This window comes from Dietzia sp. SYD-A1 (assembly GCF_015356725.1).
Classification (GTDB): Bacteria; Actinomycetota; Actinomycetes; order Mycobacteriales; family Mycobacteriaceae; genus Dietzia.
In genome coordinates, this window is sequence record NZ_JADDKI010000275.1 from 1 (window position 1) to 21713 (window position 21713).

Annotated in this window: 18 protein-coding genes; 5 read left to right on the plus strand and 13 right to left on the minus strand. The window is 69.3% G+C overall.

What is annotated here, in order from left to right:
• Window positions 1-161 precede the first annotated feature (161 nt).
• From IY392_RS11640 to IY392_RS11675, 8 genes are read right to left on the minus strand one after another with little or no spacing between them, the layout of a single operon-like run.
• On the minus strand, window positions 162-992 hold the full coding sequence (locus tag IY392_RS11640) for a DegV family protein (RefSeq protein WP_194861312.1): 831 nt from the start codon (window positions 990-992) through the stop codon (window positions 162-164).
• On the minus strand, window positions 989-1690 hold the full coding sequence (locus IY392_RS11645) for a histidine phosphatase family protein (RefSeq protein WP_107756099.1): 702 nt from the start codon (window positions 1688-1690) through the stop codon (window positions 989-991). The genes IY392_RS11640 and IY392_RS11645 overlap by 4 nt, the downstream gene beginning before the upstream one ends.
• 7 nt (window positions 1691-1697) lie before the next feature.
• Complete coding sequence (gene rsfS, locus IY392_RS11650; RefSeq protein ID WP_194861313.1) at window positions 1698-2141, minus strand: ribosome silencing factor; 444 nt, start codon at window positions 2139-2141, stop codon at window positions 1698-1700.
• Window positions 2138-2854 (minus strand): nicotinate-nucleotide adenylyltransferase, encoded by a 717-nt coding sequence (gene nadD, locus IY392_RS11655; protein WP_182612433.1) that lies wholly within the window; start codon window positions 2852-2854, stop codon window positions 2138-2140. Before nadD ends, rsfS begins: the two co-directional genes overlap by 4 nt.
• 56 nt (window positions 2855-2910) lie before the next feature.
• A complete protein-coding gene (locus IY392_RS11660; RefSeq protein WP_194861314.1) occupies window positions 2911-4341 on the minus strand; it encodes a VWA domain-containing protein in 1431 nt (476 codons plus the stop codon).
• A 27-nt stretch (window positions 4342-4368) separates the two neighbouring features.
• On the minus strand, window positions 4369-5250 hold the full coding sequence (locus tag IY392_RS11665) for a MoxR family ATPase (protein ID WP_107756096.1): 882 nt from the start codon (window positions 5248-5250) through the stop codon (window positions 4369-4371).
• Window positions 5251-5307: 57 nt separating this feature from the next.
• Window positions 5308-6636 carry a glutamate-5-semialdehyde dehydrogenase gene (locus tag IY392_RS11670; protein ID WP_182612434.1) on the minus strand — a complete coding sequence of 443 codons (1329 nt, stop codon included), beginning with the start codon at window positions 6634-6636 and terminating at the stop codon, window positions 5308-5310.
• A 44-nt stretch (window positions 6637-6680) separates the two neighbouring features.
• Window positions 6681-7586 (minus strand): SDR family NAD(P)-dependent oxidoreductase, encoded by a 906-nt coding sequence (locus IY392_RS11675; protein WP_194861315.1) that lies wholly within the window; start codon window positions 7584-7586, stop codon window positions 6681-6683.
• Between the two features lie 172 nt (window positions 7587-7758).
• Between IY392_RS11675 and IY392_RS11680 the strand changes: the two genes are divergently transcribed.
• Window positions 7759-9216, plus strand: coding sequence for a glutamate decarboxylase (locus tag IY392_RS11680; RefSeq protein WP_107756093.1), 1458 nt, complete (start codon window positions 7759-7761; stop codon window positions 9214-9216).
• 52 nt (window positions 9217-9268) lie between these two features.
• Here IY392_RS11680 and IY392_RS11685 read toward each other — a convergent pair whose 3' ends face one another.
• Complete coding sequence (locus tag IY392_RS11685) at window positions 9269-9880, minus strand: class I SAM-dependent methyltransferase (RefSeq protein WP_107758033.1); 612 nt, start codon at window positions 9878-9880, stop codon at window positions 9269-9271.
• Between the two features lie 81 nt (window positions 9881-9961).
• Here IY392_RS11685 and IY392_RS11690 point away from each other — a divergent pair, with 81 nt between their 5' ends.
• Window positions 9962-12142, plus strand: coding sequence for an ATP-dependent DNA helicase RecQ (locus IY392_RS11690; RefSeq protein ID WP_194861316.1), 2181 nt, complete (start codon window positions 9962-9964; stop codon window positions 12140-12142).
• Between the two features lie 123 nt (window positions 12143-12265).
• The gene (locus IY392_RS11695; RefSeq protein WP_194861317.1) at window positions 12266-13435 is read left to right on the plus strand and encodes a calcium/sodium antiporter; all 1170 of its coding nucleotides are present in this window, start codon (window positions 12266-12268) and stop codon (window positions 13433-13435) included.
• A gap of 73 nt (window positions 13436-13508) precedes the next feature.
• On the opposite strand, the gene IY392_RS11700 is transcribed toward IY392_RS11695, so the two are convergent.
• Together IY392_RS11700 and IY392_RS11705 are read right to left on the minus strand one after the other, a co-directional pair.
• Window positions 13509-14147 (minus strand): TrkA family potassium uptake protein, encoded by a 639-nt coding sequence (locus tag IY392_RS11700; protein WP_107756090.1) that lies wholly within the window; start codon window positions 14145-14147, stop codon window positions 13509-13511.
• Between the two features lie 19 nt (window positions 14148-14166).
• Window positions 14167-15474, minus strand: coding sequence for a TrkH family potassium uptake protein (locus IY392_RS11705; protein WP_194305335.1), 1308 nt, complete (start codon window positions 15472-15474; stop codon window positions 14167-14169).
• A gap of 548 nt (window positions 15475-16022) precedes the next feature.
• On the opposite strand from IY392_RS11705, the gene IY392_RS11710 reads away from it, so the two are divergent.
• Entirely contained in the window at window positions 16023-17162 is a 1140-nt protein-coding gene (locus tag IY392_RS11710) for an iron-containing alcohol dehydrogenase (RefSeq protein ID WP_228549319.1), read from the plus strand.
• 135 nt (window positions 17163-17297) lie between these two features.
• On the opposite strand, the gene IY392_RS11715 is transcribed toward IY392_RS11710, so the two are convergent.
• On the minus strand, window positions 17298-17873 hold the full coding sequence (locus IY392_RS11715; protein WP_107756087.1) for a TetR/AcrR family transcriptional regulator: 576 nt from the start codon (window positions 17871-17873) through the stop codon (window positions 17298-17300).
• Window positions 17874-17877: 4 nt separating this feature from the next.
• Window positions 17878-19593, minus strand: coding sequence for a class I adenylate-forming enzyme family protein (locus IY392_RS11720; protein ID WP_228549320.1), 1716 nt, complete (start codon window positions 19591-19593; stop codon window positions 17878-17880).
• Between the two features lie 165 nt (window positions 19594-19758).
• Between IY392_RS11720 and IY392_RS11725 the strand changes: the two genes are divergently transcribed.
• Window positions 19759-21713: NAD(P)/FAD-dependent oxidoreductase (locus tag IY392_RS11725; protein WP_194861319.1), on the plus strand; the 1955-nt coding region annotated here is incomplete at its 3' end.

Genomic DNA, 21713 nt, shown 5'->3' on the forward strand with positions numbered 1-21713 from the left:
GGGCACGGACGCCCGCTCCGCCAGGGCCGTCACACTCGCGAGCCTGCGCAGCGCGGCCTCGCGGGCGGGGTCGTCGGAGTCCGCGGGACGAGTCCGGGTGTCGGGGAACATGGGCCGAAACTAGACCGGCGCGCTCCCCGGCCGGGCCCCGGAGAGGTCCCTCAGGTGCCGTCCTGTGGAGCGACTGCGGGGATGGGGAATGCGGTGTCGACGAGGTCCGTCACCGAGACGCCCACGGTCCCGGGCCCCAGGTGCCAGGCCAGGACCTCATCGAACTCGACGACGAGGACCCGCTCGGGGAACGGGGTCTCCTTGCGGATCTCGGTGGCCATCTCCCGGGCCCGATCCGGTGCCTCGTGATGGTGGACCACCGCCAGGACGTCGCCTCGACTGATCTCGTCGCGAAGCAGCGCGCGCAACTTCTCGTGGGCCTTGGTCGTGGTCCTGGCCTTGGCGGCGAGGTCGACAGAACCACCACGCAACACGATGATCGGGCGCATCGCCAGCGCGCTGCCGAAGATCGCCGCGAGGGCACTGATGCGGCCACCCCGGCGCAGGCTCTCCAGGGATTCCAGGGCGGCGAAGGTGGACGCTCCCCGGCAGAGACGTTCGGCGAGCTCATAGGTTCCGGACAGTCCCAGACCGTTGTTCGCCGCCCAGGCACACTGGGCGACCGCGGCACCGAACGCCATCCCCGCACACCGGGAGTCCGAGACCAGGACCCGGCCACCGAACCTCGTGGCGGCATCGGCGGCGGACTCCCACGTGCGAGAGAGTTCACGCGACAGATGGACGGAGACGATGCCCGTGCAGTCCGGCTCGTCCAAGAGTTCCTGGTAGATCGCGGTCAGCTCGTCCGGGGTGACCGCGGCCGTCGAGACCGCCCTGTCGCCCTCCTCGACCACGTGAAGGCCCACGACGGTGATGCCGAACTCGCGGACCCACTCCTCGGGGATGTCCGCGCTCGAGTCGGTGACCAGCCGGACGCTCATGTCGTCGCCACCGGGGGCGTGAGACCGGCGTTCCACTGGTCGAGGCGCCAGAGCACCTCGCGCGCGCCGTCGGTCGTGGGCCCGATCTCCGGCTCCGCGGTCTGTCCACTCCAGGAGGGCCCGGGGCGCGGATGCGCCGAGAGCTGCACCCAGCAGGTGTTCCCGAGACCGTTGAAGATCGGGTACTGCTCGACCGGCAACTCGATGAGGGCGGCGGTGAGGGCGGCGATCGCGCCCCCGTGGGCCACGAGCACCGCCGGGTGCTCGTTCCACCCGGGCGAGGCGTCCACGAGCTCGTCGACCACCTCTCGGGTGCGGCGGGCCACGTCGAGGCGGCTCTCCCCCTCGGGCGGGGACCACCGCGGTGTGCTGCGCCACCGCATCCGGGCCTCGGGCCACTGCTCGTCGACCTCCGAATGGCTCATCCCCTGCCACGTGCCCAGATGGGTCTCCCGCAGGCGCGGGTCGGTCCGGACCTCGAGTCCGACCTCCGATGCCAGTGCCAGCGCCGTCTCGTGCGCCCGCTGCAGATCCGAGGACAGGATCGTCCACGGCCGACGGTGCGCCAACGCGCGGCCCACTGCGTGGGCCTGTTGGACTCCGAGTTCACTGAGTTCGGTGTCCAACTGGCCCTGCATGCGCAACGAGGCGTTGTAGTGCGTCTGACCGTGACGCAGCAGGATGAGACGACGGGTCACGAGGGTGTCAGAGCCCCTGATCCCGCTGCGGCTCCTCCGGCGCGAGCGAGTCGTCGGCGCCACTGGTGGCGGACTCGGGCCGGCCGGAGGCCTCCACTCCCTCGATCTCCACGACCGGGCAGTCCTTCCAGAGCCGGTCGAGCGAGTAGTAGTCGCGTTCGTCGACGTGCTGGACGTGCACGACCACCTCGTTGTAGTCGAGCAGCGCCCAGCGCCCCTCCCGCGTGCCCTCCCGACGCAGCGGCTTGTGCCCCGCCTCTCGGAGCTTGTCCTCGATCTCGTCGACCACCGCGTTGACCTGGCGTTCGGTGTCGGCCGAGGCCAGGACGAAGCAGTCGGTGATGATGAGCTGACCGGAGACGTCGAGCACGACGACGTCCGTGGCCAGCTTCTCGTCTGCGGCGCGGGCGGCGATGCCCGCCATCTCCAGGGCCTCGGGGCTAGCGGTCACTGGTGGTTCTCCTCGGTGTGGTTGTCGGTGCGGACGAGCTCGCGGTGCGCCGGAGCCGTCGCGGCGGGGGTCCCGTCGAGCCTGGTGGAGCCCTCGGGACGGTACAGGTTGCGTTTGGCGATGTACTGGACGACACCGTCCGGCACGAGGTACCAGACCGGTGCGTCCTCGGCCGCGCGCCTGCGGCACTCGGTCGAGGAGATGGCCAGCGCGGGGATCTCGAGCAGGTGCACGCGCCCGTCACCGATCTCCGTCAGATGGGTGTCGGACAACTCGAAACCGGGGCGTGAGACCCCGACGAACGTGGCCAGCTCGAACATCTCCTCCCAGCCGCGCCAGGTCAGGATCTTCTCCAGTGCGTCCGCACCGGTGATGAAGAAGATCTCGACCCCGGGGTTCTGCCGCAGGAGGTCCCTGAGGGTGTCGACGGTGAACGTGGGACCCCGGCGGTCGATGTCCACGCGACTCACGGAGAACCGGGGATTGGAGGCCGTGGCGATGACGGTCATGAGATACCGGTCCTCGGCGGGTGAGACGGAACGCCCCCGCTTCTGCCACGGCTCTCCGGTGGGGACGAAGACCACGTCGTCGAGGCCGAAGCGGTGGGCGACCTCGCTGGCCGCCACCAGGTGACCGTGATGGATCGGATCGAAGGTCCCGCCCATCACTCCGATGCGGCGTCCGACGCCCGCGGCGGCCCCCGTCGTGGTCATGGTCGCCGAGTCTATCGGTCCGGCACCACGTTCCGCTCCCTCGCGTGCCCGCGCGGTCACACGGGCAGCAGACCCGCGACGACCGCCGTGAGTTGCTCGACGTTGCGACACTCGTGCATGGGTACGTACTGGGAGTACAGGCGGGCGGCCGAGTCGCCCGTGCCCCACTGCTTCCTGGGCTCGGGGTTGAGCCAGTGGGTGTGTCCGACCCGCTCGCTGACGAACTCGAGAGCGTCCACGGAGGGGTCGCGGTAGTTGTTGCGCCCGTCGCCCAGGATGAGCAGCGAACCCGTACGGGTCAGGGTGTGGGCGTAGCGGTCGGCGAACCCCTCGAGCGCGTGACCGTAGTCGGAGTGCCCGTCGTAGGTGATGATCCGGGCCTCGCGCACCATGCGGCTCATCGCCGATCCCAGGTCCGATCCGGTCTCGAAGAACGAGGTGACCTCGTCGGTGGTGTCGACGAAGGCGAAGACCCGCACGCGGGAGAACTGCTCGCGCAGCGAGTGCACCAGTTGGAGCGTGAAATGACTGAACCCGGCCACCGAACCGGACACGTCGCACAACACCACCAGCTCCGGCCTCGCCGGCCGGGGCTTGCGCAGGACCAGTTCCACCGGCACCCCGCCGGTGGACATGGACCGGCGCATCGTCTTGCGCATGTCGATCGCACCCTGGCGGTGACGACGACGACGGGCGGCCAGGCGACTGCCGAGCTGCCGGGCGAGAGGTCCCACGCGTCGCCGCAGGACCTGCAGGTCCTGGTCGTTGGCCCGCAGGAAGTCCACCTGTTCCGCCGCGGGGCCCACCGCGTAGTCGGCCACCCGGTCGCGCCCCACCGTCTCCGCGGTGCGGCGCCGGGTCTCGTCGGCGACCTCGCGGAGGAAACCCCGCACCATGTCCGCCGCCGAACTGGCGGCCGCGGACTTCTCGGCGTGCCGCTTGGAACCGTCCGGGTCGAACGGGTCCGCCCCCATCAGACCGTCGAGGATCTTCTGCATGATCGCGCCGGTGTCGAGGGGACTGAGAGCCTGGTAGGCGGAGTAGCGCGGACCATTGACCGAATCGTAGGAGCCGAGCTGCTCCACCAGGAGTTCGGCCAACGCGCGGGCCTTGGCGCGCGACTCATCGGTGTTCTCGAGCAGCAGCGAGGCGATGAGCTCGTTCAGAGCGTCGGGGTCCACCGTGCCGTCGTCGTCCGTCGGGATCTCCACCTCGACCGCCACGCCGTCCGCCGGGGAGTGCGCGCCGATCGCGGCGGGGAACCACAGGTCGAAGATCTGGTCGAACACACCGCGGTGGGTGGGCTTGTGCAGGATCGTCGCCCCGAGCGCCTCCCTGAGCGCTGCACGGTCGAGCAGGTCGATGTGGACCATCGCCGCCGCAGCGTCGACCGCCTCACTAGGTCCCACGGGGATCCCTTTGCGGCGCAGGGCGTCGACGAAGTCGACCAGGTGGCCGGACAACCCGCCGGGAGAACGCGTGGTCACCGTGCCTCGCCTCCTTGTCCTCGCACGCTAGTTGAGCCGCAACTCGGCGGCTGCGCGGAGTTGGTCGGACTGGTGCTTGAGCACGACTCCGAGGGTCTGCAGGACGGTCTCGTCGTCGATCGTGTCCAGGCCCAGCGCGACCAGGGTGCGGCCCCAGTCGATGGTCTCGGACACGCTCGGCACCTTCTTGAGCGCCATGGCGCGCAGTACCCCGACCACCCGGACCAGTTGCTCGGCCAGTCGATCGTCGAGCTCCGGCACCCGCGAGGCGAGGATCTTGCGCTCGAGCTCGGGGGTCGGGAAATCCAGGTGCAGGTAGAGGCAACGACGTTTGAGCGCCTCGGAGAGCTCGCGGGCGGCATTGGAGGTCAGCACCACGAACGGCCTGCGGACCGCCTCGATCGTCCCGAGCTCCGGGATCGTCACCGCGTAGTCGCTCAGCACCTCGAGCAGCAGCCCCTCGATCTCGATGTCGGCCTTGTCCACCTCGTCGACGAGCAGCACGGTGGGATCGCTACGACGGATGGCGGTGAGCAGCGGCCGGGACAGCAGGAACTCCTCGGAGAACACGTCGTCCCGCGTGGAGTCCCACCCCTCGCCCTGGCCGGCCTGGATGCGCAGGATCTGCTTGGCGTGGTTCCACTCGTACAGGGCCCGGGCCTCATCGACGCCCTCGTAGCACTGGAGACGGATGAGCTCGGCCTCCGTGGCCGCGGCGACGGCCTTGGCCAGCTCGGTCTTGCCCACTCCGGCGGGTCCCTCGATGAGCAGGGGCTTACCCAGACGATCGGCCAGGTAGACCACCGTCGCGGTCGAGCGGTCGGCCAGGTAACCCTGCGCGCCGAGGCACTCGATCACGTGGTCGATACTCTGGAAGGCCGGTCGTTGCGCGGTCCGGGCTCGGTCCATGGGGGATCCTTTCGGTGGGAATCGCGGGTGATGGGGCGTCGACCCGGGTCGCGCGCGTCAGGGACGCACGTGCCCCTTGCCGTGCGCGATCCACTTGGTACTGGTGAGCTCCTCGAGGCCCATGGGTCCGCGGGCGTGCAACTTCTGGGTGGAGATGCCGATCTCGGCACCGAAGCCGAACATCTCGCCGTCCGTCCACGCGGTGGAGGCGTTGACCATCACAGCGGCGGCGTCGACCCGGGCGCAGAACGTGTCGGCCACCTCGATGCTCCGGGTGGCCACCGCCTCGGTGTGTCCCGAGGACCAGCGTGCGATGTGCTCGATGGCGGCGTCCACTCCGTCGACCACCTTGAGGGCGATGTCCATACTCAGGTACTCCTCGCCCCAGTCCACGTCGTCGGCGGGGACGAGGCCCTCGCGGTCCCCGTGCACGGTCACCCCGGCGGACTGCAACGCCCCCACCACGCGGTCCACCGCAGCGTCGCCGAGGGCCTCGTCGAGGAGCACCGTCTCGGTGGCGTTGCACACGCTGCACCGGCGGGTCTTGCCGTTGAGGAGCAGCCGGATCGCCTCGTCCAGGTCGGCGTCTCCGTGGATGTAGAGGTGACAGTTCCCGGTACCGGTCTCGATGGCCGGTACCTTCGCGTTCTCCACCACCGCCTGGATGAGTCCGGCACCACCGCGGGGGATCACCACGTCGACCAGTCCGCGTGCCTGGATGAGGTGGGTGACCGACGACCGGTCGGCCGACGGCAGCAACTGGACCGCCTCCACCGGTAGTTCGTGGCGCGCCAGCACGTCACGGAGGACCGTCACGAGCGCCTCGTTCGAGTGCCGGGCCGAGCGCGACCCGCGGAGCAACGCCGCGTTGCCCGACTTGAACGCCAGGCCGAAGGCGTCGACGGTGACGTTGGGCCGGCCCTCATAGATCATGCCGATCACGCCCAACGGCACCCGGACCTGACGCAGCTGCAGACCGTTGGGGCGGGTCGATCCACGGGTGACGGTGCCGATCGGATCGGCCAGTCCCGCTACCTGGCGGAGCCCGCCGGCGATCCCCTCGATCCGCTCGGCGGTCAGACGGAGGCGATCCAGCATGGCCTCCCCGGTGCCCTCCGCCGACTGCTCCTCGATGTCGCGGGCGTTGGCCTCGAGGACCTGAGCCTGTGCCGCCACCAGGGCGTCGGCCGCGCCGAGCAGAAGCGCGTTCTTGCGTTCCGCGGTGAGCAGGGCCAGTTCCCGCGACGCGCCCCGGGCGCGGAGGGCCGCATCGTGGACGGCTTCACGCGTCGAGTCATGGACGATCTCGCTCGTCGGGTCGTGAGCGGGCCGATCGGCGCCGGACTGGTCGGTGAGGTCGGGGGCGTCGAGGTGGCTGGTGGTCATGTCCACCAGCTTACCGATGCGTCCGGGGAGGACGACTCGACCAGTCAGACGACCGGATCGACTCCGGTCTCGCGCACGGCGAACTCCCGGAAGCGGCGGGCGAGGTCCGGATCCCCGGCGGCGGCGGAGCGCTCGCACGGACCCGGCGACCCGGCGATCTGACGGAATCCCGACGGTCCGATGTACGACGCCGGTGGGAGCGACTCCGTGGCGGCGTACAGCAGCGGTCGCGCCCCGTCGGCCGCGGTGGGGATGATCCCTCGACCGATGCGGTTGAGAACTCTGTTGACCGGCGGGAACGGCGTCGGATCGAGGATCGAGGTGGCGGCGAAACCGGGGTGCGCGAGTTGAACGTCCACCGGCGACCCGGCGGCGCGGAGCCGGTTCTGCAGGTCGAGGCCCCAGAGCATGCATCCGAGTTTGGACTGGGCGTACGCCGCCGCCATGGAGTATCGGCGCCGACGGAAGTGGGGGTCGGTGAAGTCGATGCGACCGGCGGCGTGGGCCATCGAGGACGTGATCACGACCCGCTCCCTGATCTGAGGCAACAGCAGTTCGGTGAGCAGGAACGGCCCGAGGACGTTGACCCCCAGATGGAGCTCGAAGCCGTCGGTGGTCTCTTCGCGGGTCCGGCTCATGAGTCCGGCGTTGTCCAGCAGGACGTCGATCGGGCCCGTGTACTCCGCCGCGAATGCGCGCACGGCGTCGAGGCGGCTCAGGTCGAGCTCGTGGACCTCCGTCGACCCGCCGATCTCCGCCGCTGCCGATTCCCCCTCGGCGCGGGTGATGGAGGGGAGCACCACGTGAGCGCCGCGACGCGCGACCTCGCGCGCTGCCTCCTTGCCGATCCCGCTCGTGGCGCCGGTCACCATGATGATCTTTCCGGTCAGGTCGGGAAGGCGGCCCACGGTCCATTTCCGGGTGCTGGCCGACCTCTTCTGAATGCTCATGGACACAGTGTGCTGGTACGGCGGGCCCAGCGGTGTCGCTCTGGGTCCACCCGTGGTGCCACGGGTGGTCAGGGGCGAGCCTCGAGAAGTCGACGACGGTCGCCCTCGATCGGTGGCACACTCTGACACCCGAGGGGACGCCACGGGACGAGTCCCGATCCGAGGAGAGACAGTGGCCGAGAATTCGCACGTCACAGCCCGTCACACGACTGCACGCCACGCTGCCGCACGTCACACACCGGCGCGTCACACCACCGACGAGGGTGGCGAGTCACTGACCCTCGATTCGGTCTTCGTGCGTCCCGGCGAGGCCACGGAGCTGCCCCGCTTCACGCTACCGGGGGACCCCTCGCTTCCCGAGACGGCCTATCAGATCGTCCACGACGAGGCGATGCTCGACGGCAACGCGAGACTCAACCTCGCGACGTTCGTCTCCACGTGGATGGACGACGAGGCCCGGCGCCTGTACGCCGAGACCGTCGACAAGAACATGATCGACAAGGACGAGTACCCCCAGACCGCCGCGATCGAGGAGCGCTGCTGGAGGATGATCGCCGATCTCTGGAACGTGCCCGACGTCCGGGAGTCCATCGGCACCTCCACGATCGGCTCGTCCGAGGCCTGCATGCTGGGTGGGCTCGCGCTCAAGCGACGCTGGCAGTCCGCGCGGCGGGCGGCCGGTCGGTCCACCGAGAGCCCCAACATCGTCCTGTCGACCGCCGTGCAGGTCTGCTGGGAGAAGTTCTGCAACTACTTCGAGGTCGAGCCCCGCTGGGTGCCCATCTCGGCGGAGCACCCGATGCTCGACGGACACGATCTGGAGGAGTACGTCGACGAGAACACCATCGGGGTGGTGGCCATCATGGGCGTCACCTACACCGGTGCCTACGAGCCGGTCGCGGAGATCGCCCGGAAGCTCGACCAGATCCAGGAGACCACCGGTCTCGACGTCCGCATCCACGTCGACGGCGCGTCAGGCGGCATGGTCGCGCCGTTCTGCCAACCCGATCTCGAGTGGGATTTCCGTGTCGGGCGCGTCGCGTCCATCAACACCTCCGGCCACAAGTACGGGCTCGTCTACCCGGGCGTGGGCTGGATCGTGTGGCGCGACAGGGAGTCACTCCCGGAGAGCATGATCTTCCACTGCAGCTACCTCGGTGGCGACATGCCCACCCTGGCGCTGAACTTCTCGCGACCCGGGGCGCAGGTCCTCCTGCAGTACTACATGTTCCTCCGGCTCGGGCGGGAAGGTTACCGCCGTGTCCAGCAGGCGTCTCTGGACGTCGCCCAGTTCCTGGCCTCGGAGATCGGAGCGCTCGCCCCGTTCGAGTTGGTGAGCCGTGGCGACACGATTCCGGTGATCGCCTGGCGGCTCAAGGAGGGGTACACGGAGACGTGGACCCTGTACGACCTGTCGGATCGACTCAGGATGAAGGGCTGGCTCGTGCCCGCCTATCCGCTGGCCGACGATCTGGCGCACCTGACCGTGCTGCGCATCGTGGTCCGGGTCGGCCTGGGACGCGACCTGGCCGCCGCGCTGATCAAGGACCTCGCCGGCGAGGTGATGTTCCTCGACCAGCTCGACTCACCGATGCCGCGCAAGGGCCCCGGGTCGCACTTCCACCACTGAAGGGCCGGTGAGACGGGCCGGGCGACGGCCCCGAAGCGCCCCCCCCGGGGGGCTATCGGCGCACGAGCACGGCGACCATGAACCCACTGCCCTCCGTGAACGGCCGGAGGTCCCAGGTGGACCAGCGCTGCTCCAGCTCGAGTCCCGCCCTGCGTGCGTCGTCGTCGAACTCCTCGCGCGTCCACCCGCGGTCGAGTCCGAACCCCACCACCAGCCGCCCGGGTCGACCCCCGACGTCGTCTGACGGTGTCACCAGTCGCGCCGCGAGGTTGGCCAGGACCGCTCCACGGTCGGCGGGGTCGACGAACGCCAGGACGTTGCCTGCGGAGACCGCCAGGTCGAACGGGCCGGTCGCCCAGTCATCCCCTGCCAGGTCCGCGACCTCCCAGGTGGCGCCGGGGCACAGCTCCCGCGCCCGTCCGACCAGGTGCGGATCGAGGTCCACCCCGGTGACCCGATGACCGCGCTCGTGAAGGTAGGCGCCGGTCCGCCCCTGTCCGCACCCCGCGTCGAGGATCCGCGCACCGCGCGGGGCCATGGCGTCGATCAGCCGTGCCTCGCCGTCGATGTCCACGCCCTCGGCCACCATGTCGTCCCACCGCTTGGCATAGCGATGCGAGTGCCCGGGATCGGCGTCCACGATCTTCTTCCACGTCTGCGTCATGGCACCCAGTATGGCCGCGCCCGGCCCGCGCCCGCTCCCGACGTCGGCCACGCCGTCCGGGTGTCGGACCGGTGGTGCACGATGGGCGACATGACCTCAGCTCCCGGCGCCGTCTCCACCACAGGACCCGACCGTCAGGCGCTCCGCTCGCGCGCCGACGAACTGCTGCGCGCCCTCGCCGGTCCGCACGCGAGCCTCCGGGAGGACCAGTGGACCGCGATCGACTCGCTCGTGGCCGACCGGCGGCGCGCACTCGTGGTGCAGCGCACCGGCTGGGGCAAGTCGGCGGTGTACTTCATCGCCGCCCGACTGCTCCGGGAGCTGGGCTCGGGGCCCACGGTGATCGTCTCGCCGCTGTTGGCCCTCATGCGCAACCAGGTCGAGGCCGCCGCGCGGGCGGGCGTACGCGCGGCCACGATCAACTCGGCCAACATGACGGAATGGGACGACGTGCGCGCCTCGGTCCGCGCCGGCGAGGTGGACGTGCTCCTGGTCAGCCCGGAACGGCTCAACAACCCCGACTTCCGCGACACCGTGCTGCCCGCCCTGGCCGCGGACGCCGGCCTGGTGGTGGTCGACGAGGCCCACTGCGTCTCGGACTGGGGGCACGACTTCCGGCCCGATTACCGCCGGATACGCACGCTTCTGGCGGACCTGCCCGAGGGCGTGCCGGTCCTGGCCACCACCGCCACGGCCAACGACCGGGTGGTGCGCGACGTGGCACAGCAGCTCGGTGTGGGCGAACGACCGGGTGGGTCCGGGGGCCCTGACGGGGACGCGGACGACGCGGCGTCCGACACCCTCGTTCTGCGCGGAGGGTTGGACCGGGAATCGCTGCGCTTGTCGGTCGTGGCGATCGACGACTCGGAGCGCCGCGCGGCGTGGCTGGCGGAGAACCTGGAATCCCTGCCGGGCAGCGGGATCATCTACAGCCTCACCGTGGCGGCGGCCGAGGACATGGCCGGATTGCTCACCTCCGCCGGGCACCGTGTGAGCGCCTACACCGGCCGCACCGACGCAGGCGAGCGCGAGGAACTGGAGCGCTCGTTGCTGGACAACGAGGTCAAGGCGCTGGTCGCCACGTCCGCGCTGGGCATGGGATTCGACAAACCCGACCTGGGCTTCGTGGTCCACCTGGGGGCCCCTCCGTCGCCCATCTCCTACTACCAGCAGATCGGTCGCGCGGGTCGCGCGGCCGAGCGCGCCGAGGTGGTGCTCCTGCCCGGGCCCGAGGACCGGGCCATCTGGAACCACTTCGCCTCCCTGGCCTTCCCCCCCGAGGACGTGGTCCGCCGGGTCCTCGACGCCCTGGAACCGGACCGGCCGCAGTCGACCCAGGCCCTCGAGCCCGCGGTCGATCTGGGCAGGACCCGGCTGGAGATGGTGCTCAAGGTCCTCGACGTGGACGGTGCGGTCCAGCGGGTGCGAGGAGGGTGGATCGCCACCGGGCGACAGTGGCACTACGACGCCGAGCGTTACGCCGGGCTGGCCCGGGCCAGGCGGTCGGAGCAGGAGGCGATGATCGCCTACGAGCAGACCGGCTCGTGTCGGATGGAGTTCCTGCGTCGGCAGCTCGACGACCCCACGCTCGACCCGGCCTCCGGAGGGTGCGGTCGATGCGACAACTGCACGGGTGACCGGAGGGCGGCGTCCGTCGACGAGGGTGCCCTGACCCGGGCACGCGAGGCGCTGGAGCGCCCGGGGGTGGTCCTGCCCCCGCGCCGACAGTGGCCAACCGGTCTCGCGCGGCTCGACGTCCCGTTGAAGGGAAAGATCGCCGACGGGCCCGCCGAGGGACGCGCTCTTGCCCGCCTCACCGACCTGGGGCTGGGCCAGAAGCTCCGCGGACTACTCTCCGGGGCCGACCAGGAGGCTCCCGACTGGGTGGTCCGTGCGTGCGTCCCGGTTCTGCGCGATTGGGAGTGGGAGGAACGACCCACCGGGGTGGTGGCCCTGCTCACCGGCGAGCGGCCGGTACTCGTGGGGAGCCTGGCCCGCGCGCTCGCGCAGATGGGCCGGATGGACCACCTCGGGGAGCTCACCAGAGACCCCGCACTGCCCCCGGTGACCGCCCAGAACTCCGCCTACCGGGTCGCCCAGCTCTGGGGCACGCTGTCCGGACCGGAATCCACCCCCACCGGGCCGGTCCTTCTGGTCACCGATCTGCACGGAACGGGATGGACGGCAACGGAGGCCGCTCGGCACCTGCGAGTTGCCGGAGCCCGGGCCGTCCTGCCCCTGGCGGTGGCCGCCGCCGGGTGATCCTGGACGAGCCCTGCAGCGGTCGGAGCGCGAGCACGGAATAATCACGACCATGGACTTCTCAGCGTCTCGCACACCGCGTCCCGGGCCCGGGTCCGCCACCGTTACGCGGCGGGATCTGTCGTGAGCGCACTGACTCTGGGCGCGCTCGCTGTCGGCTTCGTCCTGCTCGTCGCGGGCGGGGAGTCCCTCGTGCGGGGAGCGAGCAGATTGGCCGTCACCATTGGGATGTCGCCGCTGGTGGTGGGGTTGACCGTCGTCGCGTTCGCCACCTCCACCCCGGAGCTCGCGGTGAGCGTCGACGCCGCCCTGAGTGGTCACCCCGGGCTGGCGGTCGGCAACGTGGTGGGCAGCAACATCGCGAACATCCTGCTCATCCTGGGGCTCACCGCGTTGGTCGCCCCACTACTCGCGAAGTCCCGCATCGTCCGTGTCGACATTCCCATCATGGTGGGGTTCTCCATCGTGCTGTTGGTGGTGGCTCTGGACGGGGTGATCAGTGCGCTGAACGGCATGCTGCTGCTCGCCGGGTTGGTGGCGTACGTGGTGGTGACGGTGGTCATCTCCCGCAAGCGCACCGCCGGCACGGTGGAGACGACGCACGACGGGTCGACGGCCGAGAGCACGGCCGGCGCGGAGTCAGACGCGGACGCTGAAGCGGACGAGGACGAGGGGTCACACAAGGGGGCGCACTCGATCCTCATGAGCTGCGCGATGGTCGCCCTGGGCGTACTCCTGCTAGTCGTCGGCGCTCGACTGCTGGTCACCGCGGCGAGCGATCTCGCGGCGGCCTGGGGTATGAGCGATCTGGTCATCGGCCTCACCGTGGTGGCGATAGGCACCTCACTCCCCGAGCTCGCGACCAGCCTGGTGGCCGCGTTCCGGGGTGAGCGCGACATGGCGGTGGGGAACATCGTCGGCAGCAACATGTTCAACATCGGCGCGGTTCTGGGCGTCACGTCCCTGATCACTCCGATCGAGGTCGCAGCGGGGGCGATCCGATTCGACCTCCCGATCATGGTGGCCGTCGCACTGGCCCTGTTGCCCATCGCGTTCACCGGTATGGCGATCAAGCGCTGGGAGGGGTTCCTCTTCGCCGGTTTCTACGCGGCCTACATCGCGTACGTGGTGCTCCAGGCTTCGGGGCACGACGCCTTGGAGCCGTTCAGCACTGCCATGCTCTGGTTCGTGATCCCCTTCACCGCGGTGTGGCTGGTCGTGCTGGCCACCTACGAACTCGGCGTGATCCGGGGGCGGAAGCTGGCACGACGACAGCTCGCCGCGCGGGAGTAGCGCGGTGCCGTCGGAGGAACTGCTCTGTCAGGAGCCACGCGACAACCCGGTGCGGTCCAGGGTCATGATCGGTTCATGAGAGCTCGGCAAAGCGTTCGGTGTCTCGGACCCGACCCGAGACGATGATGGTGTCGCCCTCGGTGAGGACCGTCTCGGCCGTGGCGTAGGTGAACCCCTCCCCCGGACGCTTGATGGCCACCACGGTGACCCCGAAGTCGGTGCGGATGCTGCTCTGCCCGAGCGGCTGGCCGAGTGCGAAGGTCGGCGCGGACGTCTTGACCATGGCGAAGCCGTCGTCGAACTCGATGTAGTCGATCATCCTTCCCCGCACCAGGTGGGCGACACGTTTGCCCATGTCGTGCTCGGGTCGTACGACGTGGTGGACGCCGATCTGGGTGAGGATCTTGGCGTGGGAGTTGCTGGTGGCTTTGGCCCAGATGTTGGGTACCTCCAGGTTGATGAGCACCGACGCGGTGAGCAGGCTCGCCTCGAGATCGGACCCCATCCCCACGACAGCGCGGTCGAACTGGTGGACCGACAGCTGGCGCAGTGACTCCTCGTCGGTGGTATCGGCCACCACCGCGTGGGTCAGACGGTGTGCGACCTTCTGCACCACGGCATCGCTGGAGTCCACGCCCAGGACCTCGGCGCCCTGCGCCATCAACTCCAGGGCCAGGGACTTGCCGAACCGGCCCAGTCCCAGAACCACCACAGCGTCGGGAGCTCGTCGTCTAGCCAATGAGGGGCCTTTCTGCGGGAAGGTCGTACCGTCGGCCACGCTGTCGCGCGGCCAGTGCACTGACCATGGTGATCGGGCCGATGCGGCCGAGGTACATGAGCAGTATCAGTATCCACTGCCCCCAGTGGGGCAGTTCGGCGGTGATCCCCGTGGACAATCCCACCGTGGCGAACGCGGAGGTCACCTCGAAGAGCAACTCGTTGAGGCCGAACGGCGTGCCGGCGAGCAGCACGATCGTCGAGGTCGTGACGAGCCCGATCCCGATCAGCGCCACCGCGAGTGCCTGTCGCTGCACCCGGGTGTCGACGCGACGGTCGAGAATGGTCACCGACCGCTCGCCGCGGACCTCGGCGATGATGATGAACAGCAGCAGGGCGAAGGTGGTCACCTTGATCCCGCCGGCGGTGCCGCCGCTGCCCCCGCCGATGAACATCAGCACATCGGTGACGAGCAACGTCGCGTCGTCCAGGTCGGCGTAGTCGACACTGTTGAACCCGGCGGTCCGGGGCATCACGCCCTGGAACGCCGCCACCAGGACCTTCTCCGCCGCGTTGTACCCCTGGAGGGTGCGGGCCCACTCCAACGCCAGGACAGCTCCGAACCCGAGGGCCAGCAGCACCGCCGTCACCGAGACGGTCAGGCGCGTGTGCAGCGTCCACCCCGCCCGCGACCGGCTGCGGGGAGGCCTGCGCCGGAGCCGCCGGCCGATCTCGAACAGGACCGGGAACCCCAGGCCACCCAGGATCACCGCGACCATCAGGGGGACACAGATCCACGGGTCGGTGGCGAACCCGATCATGTTGTCGCTGTAGAGCGCGAACCCGGCGTTGTTGAACGACGAGATGGAGTGGAACACCCCGAGCCAGAGGGCCCGCAGCACGGGCTCGTCGTAGCCCAGGGCGAAGCGGAGTGCCAGCGCGGCGGCGGTGACGAGTTCGATCCCGATGCTCAGCCGGATCACGCCGATGACGACGTCGCGGACGTCGCCGAGTTCAGAGGCACGGGCCTCTGCCGCGGTGTTCATCCGGGCCTTGAGCCCGATCTGATCGGCCAGCACCAGCCCGACCATCGAGGCCATGGTCATGATCCCCAGGCCGCCGACCTGGATCAGGGCGAGGATGACCACCTGACCGAACCCCGACCAGTGCACTGGGGTGTCCACGACGATCAGCCCCGTCAGACACATCGCCGACGTCGAGGTGAACAGCGCCTCGGTGAACCCGGTACTGCTCCCGGGCTCGACGGCTCCGGGCAGGAGCAACAGCGCCGTGCCCACCACGATCGCAGCGGCGAAGCTCATCGCCACGACCCGGACCGGGCTCAGCACCACCCAGCCGGACCACCGCCGAAGCCCGGACGGCCAGACCCGTCTGTCACCATCAGTCACGAAGTGAGACTGTAGACCCACGTGCCGGCACCGCGGACTCATGTCCCGGCATCGACCCCCATCGAAGCGATCCACCGTTAGCCCCTCCAGATGTGAGCGCCGTCACCGGGCAGGCGGGTGTGCGGACGCGAGCCGAGACGCAATCCGGTCCGGACCAATACTGACGGCGACCTTAAGTTCCTGCACAGAACACCTTGTGGGAATCCCCAGCCCCTCCCGAAGCGCTGCGCATTGCCACCGCAAAAAGACTGTGGCCTGGGCCACAATTCTCCTGTAGGGTAACGACTGTTAGCCTCGGGCGGCACGAAAAACGCGCTACGCCCGACCCCAGCTCGGCCCCCGCGTCATCGTCGGAGTGACACCGTGCTCCCTCGGACACAGTGTTCTGGCGGACACGGGGGTCGAGGACAACAACGAAGGACGGTGCCGCCGTGCAGTCATCACTCATCTCTCTGACCCCCATGGAGAGAGTCCATATCGGGACCCCGGTCGCGGAGGCCGCGGCGCAGGAAGCGGAGCTCCTCGGCGCGAGCCGGGTCTTCGTGGTCTGCAGTGGGACCCTGAACTCCCAGACCGACGAGATCCGACGGGTGATCGAGGCCCTGGGTGATCGGTTCGTCGGCCTGTTCGACGCGGTCCGGCCCCACGTGCCCCGCCAGGACGTCATCGCGGCGACCCTGGTCGCGGCCGAGGCGGATCCGGACATGCTGCTGTGTGTCGGCGGCGGCTCGGCGACGGACCTGACGAAGATCCTCGCGGTGACCCTGGAGCACGGGATCCGCACGACCTCCGAGATGGACGCCTACCACCTGCAGGTCAACCCCGACACCTCGGTGACCGCCCCGAGTTTCTCGGCCCCGAGCATCCCCGTGGTGGTGGCCCCCACGACGCTGGCCGGAGGCGAGTTCAACGCGCTGGCGGGATCAACGGACGAGGAGAGCAATGTCAAGGAGGGGTACGTCCATCCGGCGATGACCCCGCGGGCCGTCATCCTCGATCCCGCGCTCACCCGGCACACCCCGGAATGGCTCTGGCTCTCGACCGGGGTCCGCGCTCTCGATCACGCCTTCGAGACCCTGGGGTCACTCGAGTCGAACGGGTACTACGACGGGATGGCGATGAACGCCATCCGCCTGCTCTCCGAGGGCCTCGTCCGGGTGAAGGAGGACTGCGATGACCTGGAGGCCAGGCGGATGTGCCAGGTCGGAGCCTGGTCGTCGATGGTCGCGATCGTCGCCGGCCTGGACATGGGTATCAGCCACGCGGTCGGGCATGCGCTCGGAGGGTCGTTCAAGGTCCCGCACGGACACACCTCCTGCGTGATGGCGCCGTTCGCCCTGGAGTACAACCGGGAGGTCAACGAACATCGCCAGGCGCTGATCAGCGTGGCGTTCGGCGAGCCGCAGACACCTGCGCACGAGCTCGCCGACGCGCTCATCAGGCGGCTGGGCATGCCGCGGTCGCTCACCGAGGTCGGACTGTCCGAGGACGACCTGTCCAGCCTGGCCGCGTACACCTTCAAGGACATCTGGTGCGGGACCAACCCGAACCCGATCGCGGACGCCGACGCGCTGGTCCCCCTGCTGCGTCGCGCGCTCTGAGAGAAGACACAGACCCGCGACGCCACGTGATCCGGCCCCCTTCTCGCCAGCGGCGACAAGGGGGCCGGTTCTCGTAGGGGTGCGCGGGGGCGACGGCGCCACCGGAGCCACCTCGGCCGCGCCACCGCGGACCCCTCACCTGCGCCGGAGGATCCCGTCGACGATGTAGTCCACGTAGGTGGAGACCAGGGAGTCGATGTCGTAGTCGTCCCGCAGCCACCAGCTCACGCCGTTCATGAGGTCCAGGATCGCGACGGCCGCACGCATCGGGTCGTCGACGCCGAACTCCCCGGCGCGGATGCCCGCGGCGATCACGTCGCGCACCCGTCGCTGGTAGTACTTGCGGTACCCGACCACGCGGTCACGGTGTTCCTCCGTGAGCGCGGAGAGCTCCCGTAGGCTCACCAGATGCTCCACACGGTTCACCGCGAGGTGGCGGAGGTGGACGTCGATCAGGGCGGTGAGCCGCTCGGTCGGTGTCCCGGTCTCGTCGAGGACGAGCAGGTTCTCCTCCACGGGCACACGGGTCATCTTCAGTGCGATCGCGTAGAGGATCTCCTCTTTGGAACCGAAGTGGTTGTACAGGCTGGCGCCCTTGATCCCCACCGAATCGGCGATGCCGCGCATCCCCGCCGAGTGGTAGCCCTGCTCGGCGAAGTACTCGGCCGCCGCGGCCAGTATCGAGTCGCGTCTGCTGGGCTCGGTGTTCAGCGTCTCAGTCCTTTGCGTGCAGGCGGCGCAGCTCTCTCTTGAGTAGCTTGCCCTGGGGGTCCGTCGGGAGCTCGTCCACGATCGTGATCACCTTGGGGACCTTATATCCTGCGAGCGCCGTCTTGCAGTGCTCTCGCAACTCCGGGCCCGACACGTCGCTGCCGTCGACGGCGATGACGAACCCGGTGACGGCCTCGGACCAGTACTCGTCCGGGAGTCCGACGACGGCGGCACGCGCCACCCCGGGGTGCGCCTGGAGGACGCGCTCGACCTCCTGGGAGGACACGTTGTATCCCCCTGTCTTGATCATGTCCTTGTTGCGGTCGAGGAAGAACATGTTGCCCTCGGCATCGCGTCGGACGATGTCACCGGTGTGGAGCCACCCGCCGTCGAGGACCGCGGCGGTCTTCTCGGGATCCTTGAAGTATCCCGCCATCACCGACGGGGTGCGGCACAGGAGCTCCCCGCTCTCGGACTCGTTCCCGTCGGCGTCGACCACCTTGACCTCCAGATGGCCGACGGGCTTGCCGATCCAGGTGGGGTCCTGCCCGGGAACGTCCTCGAGTTGCCTGAACCAGCCGACCGACCCCAGCTGGGTCAGCTCCGACTGGCCCCAGTAGGTTCCCCAGATCGACCGCGGCGCGGCGCGGTGCCAGGCGTCCACCGTTCGCGGGGAGACCTGTCCCCCGTAGGTCAGACACCGCTGGATGGTCCCCACCCCGTCGGGCCCGAAGTCCGGATGGTCCGCCAGCGAGATGAAGAACGTGGGCGTCTGGGCCAGGACCGAGATCTGCTCCGTCTTGATCATCGCCAACACGTCGGCGGGCGCGAGGCTGGCCGGGAGGACGAGAGTCGCGCCCAGCAGGATGAGCGAGGTCAGCGAGCCGATGCCGGCGATCGTGTGGAACGGCATGACGAAGAGCCAGACGTCGTCGTCCAGGCAGCGCAACCCCCACGTGTAGGCGGGCGAGGTGGAGATGAGGTAGTTGCGATGCGGCAGCATGACCCCTTTGGGGGCCGCTTCGGTCCCGCTCGTGTATACGATCATCGCGAGGTCGAGCTCGTCGACGTCGCATTCGGGCTCCGTGTCCGAGGACGAGTCGAGGAGACGGTCGAAGTCGTGACACCCCGGGTCATCGGTGGAGCCGGAGTCCGGACCGTCGGGTCCCATGCCGTCGGTCCCCGTTCCGTCAGGCGCCGTGGCGTCGAGCACGATGATCTCGGGCCGGTGTCCGGAATCGCCGAGCGCCGCCCGGACGACCGGGAGGAACTCCGCGGCGACGACGACGGCCGCGGGCTCGAGGTGGTCGAGCTGATGAGCCACCTCTCCCACCCCCAGCAGCACGTTGATCCCGGAGTAGGCGGCCCCGATCTTGAGAGCTCCGTAGTAGGCGATGACCGACTCGACACGGTTTCGTGCCATCACTGCGACCCGGTCGCCGCGGGACACGCCGAGTCCGAGGAGCATGTGAGCAGCCCGGTTGGCGCCACGGTCGAGCTCACCGTAGGTGGTGACGGTCCGCCCGCCACCGGGGGCGTAGGAGACGATCGCGGCTTTGCCGGCCCGGCTCTGCGCGTGACGCCGGAGCTGATCACCGAGGGTCGCCCGTCCCAGGAGGGCGGACTGCGTGGAGGTCAGGCGCCGGTCCGTGGTGCGACCGTCCCCCGGGTTCTGGCGGGACTCGGGGGCACTCGAGGGGACTCGAACCGGCTGTTCCATGATTTCTCACTCTCCCGCGGCACTGACCGCCGTTAGTATGATCTGGCTCATACTTGCATCGCCAGCGGATGTGGTCAACCCGCCCTCGCGGGCAGACTTCGCATCTCTTCGCCGACTGATGTCAATCTCTTGGCCCTGGGACTAACTGCTGTTAGCCTGCGACGTATGACCACAGTCACTGAATCGGACCGTCGCCGCCTCCATTCGGCGGTCCGCGCGGGCAACGTCCCCACCCTGCTCGCCGTCCTACTGGAGCTGACGGCCGACGAGCGGTGGATGGCACCCCGCTATCAGCCCACCCGCAGTCGGGGCATGGACGACAACGCGACCGGGGGCCTTCCGGACGGGATCCAGGCCGAGATCCAGGACGCGGTGATCGACGCTGTCGAGCGCTGGTGGGAGTCGGGGAGGCCTCCCCGGCCGGAGGTCGGGCACTCGGACGTCGAACGGCTGCTCAACTTCACCTGCGGCGAGACCGTGCCGCCGGACTTCGCCCCGATGATGGCGGAGATCGTCAACGGGCCGCGGATCGCGCCGGCTGCCGCCGCACCCGACGAGCGCCTCCACGCGATCGTGATCGGCGCCGGCATCGCGGGGATGTTGGCCTCGGTGGAGTTCACCCGTGCCGGCATCCCCCACGTGATCCTGGAGAAGAACGACGACGTGGGCGGTTCCTGGTGGGAGAACCGCTATCCCGGGGCCGGGGTGGACACTCCCAGCCACCTCTATTCGATCTCCTCCTTCCCCCACAACTGGTCCACGCACTTCGGCAAGCGCGACGAGGTCCAGGGTTACCTCGAGGCCTTCGCGGAGGCGAACGACATCCGTCAGCACGTCCGGTTCCGCCACGAGGTCACGCGCGCGCAGTTCGACGAGTCAGGGCAGTCATGGCGCGTGACGGTCCGTCGGCCTGACGGTGGATCGGAGGTCCTGGAGGCACCGATCCTCATCAGTGCGGTCGGCCTTCTCAACCGCCCCAAGGTCCCGAACCTCCCGGGAATGGAGGGTTTCCGGGGTCGTCTCTTCCATTCCGCCGAGTGGCCGAGCGACCTCGACGAGCCGGACGCCCTGCGGGGCAAGAGGGTGGGCATCGTGGGGGCGGGCGCCAGCGCGATGCAGATCGGCCCGGCCATCGCGGACCGGGTCGGTTCCCTGACGGTCTTCCAACGCTCACCGCAGTGGATCGCCCCCAACGACGACTACTTCGCGACCATCGACGAGGACGTGCACTGGCTGATGGACCACGTCCCCGGGTACCGGGAGTGGTACCGCGCCAGACTGTCGTGGATCTTCAACGACAAGGTCTACCCCACCCTCCAGGTGGACCCCGAGTGGCCGGAGCCGAGCGCCTCGATCAACGCGACCAACCACGGGCACCGCAAATTCTACGAACGCTACCTCCGCGATCAACTGGGCGACCGCGACGACCTCATCGAGGCGTCACTGCCGGACTATCCCCCCTTCGGCAAGCGGATGTTGCTGGACAACGGCTGGTTCGCGATGTTGCGCAAGCCCCAGGTCACGCTGGTCCCCCGCGGGGTCGAGGAGGTGACGCCCTCCGGACTGGTCGACTCAGACGGCGTCGAGCACGAGCTGGACATCATCGTCATGGCGACCGGCTTCCACAGCGTGCGGATCCTCTACCCGATGGACATCGTGGGCAGATCGGGGCGCTCCACCAGGGAGATCTGGGGGGACCACGACGCGCGCGCGTATCTCGGCATCACGGTTCCCGATTTCCCCAACTTCTTCATCATGACCGGGCCCAACACGGGCCTGGGCCACGGCGGCAGCTTCATCACCATCCTGGAATGCCAGGTCAGGTACATCATGGATGCGCTACGGCTGATGCGCACGCAGGACCTCGGCACGCTGGAGTGCCGCAGCGAGGTCAACGAACGCTACAACGAGGCCGTCGACCGGCAGCACGCGCAGATGGTGTGGACCCATCCGGCGATGGAGAACTGGTACCGCAACCCGGACGGTCGCGTCGTGTCGGTGCTGCCCTGGCGCATCAACGACTACTGGGCCATGACCAACGAGGTCGACCCATCGGACTTCCACACCGAACCGGTCCGCGCCACGCCGGCCCGGGCCGGCGTGGCGCGGACCGGTTCGGT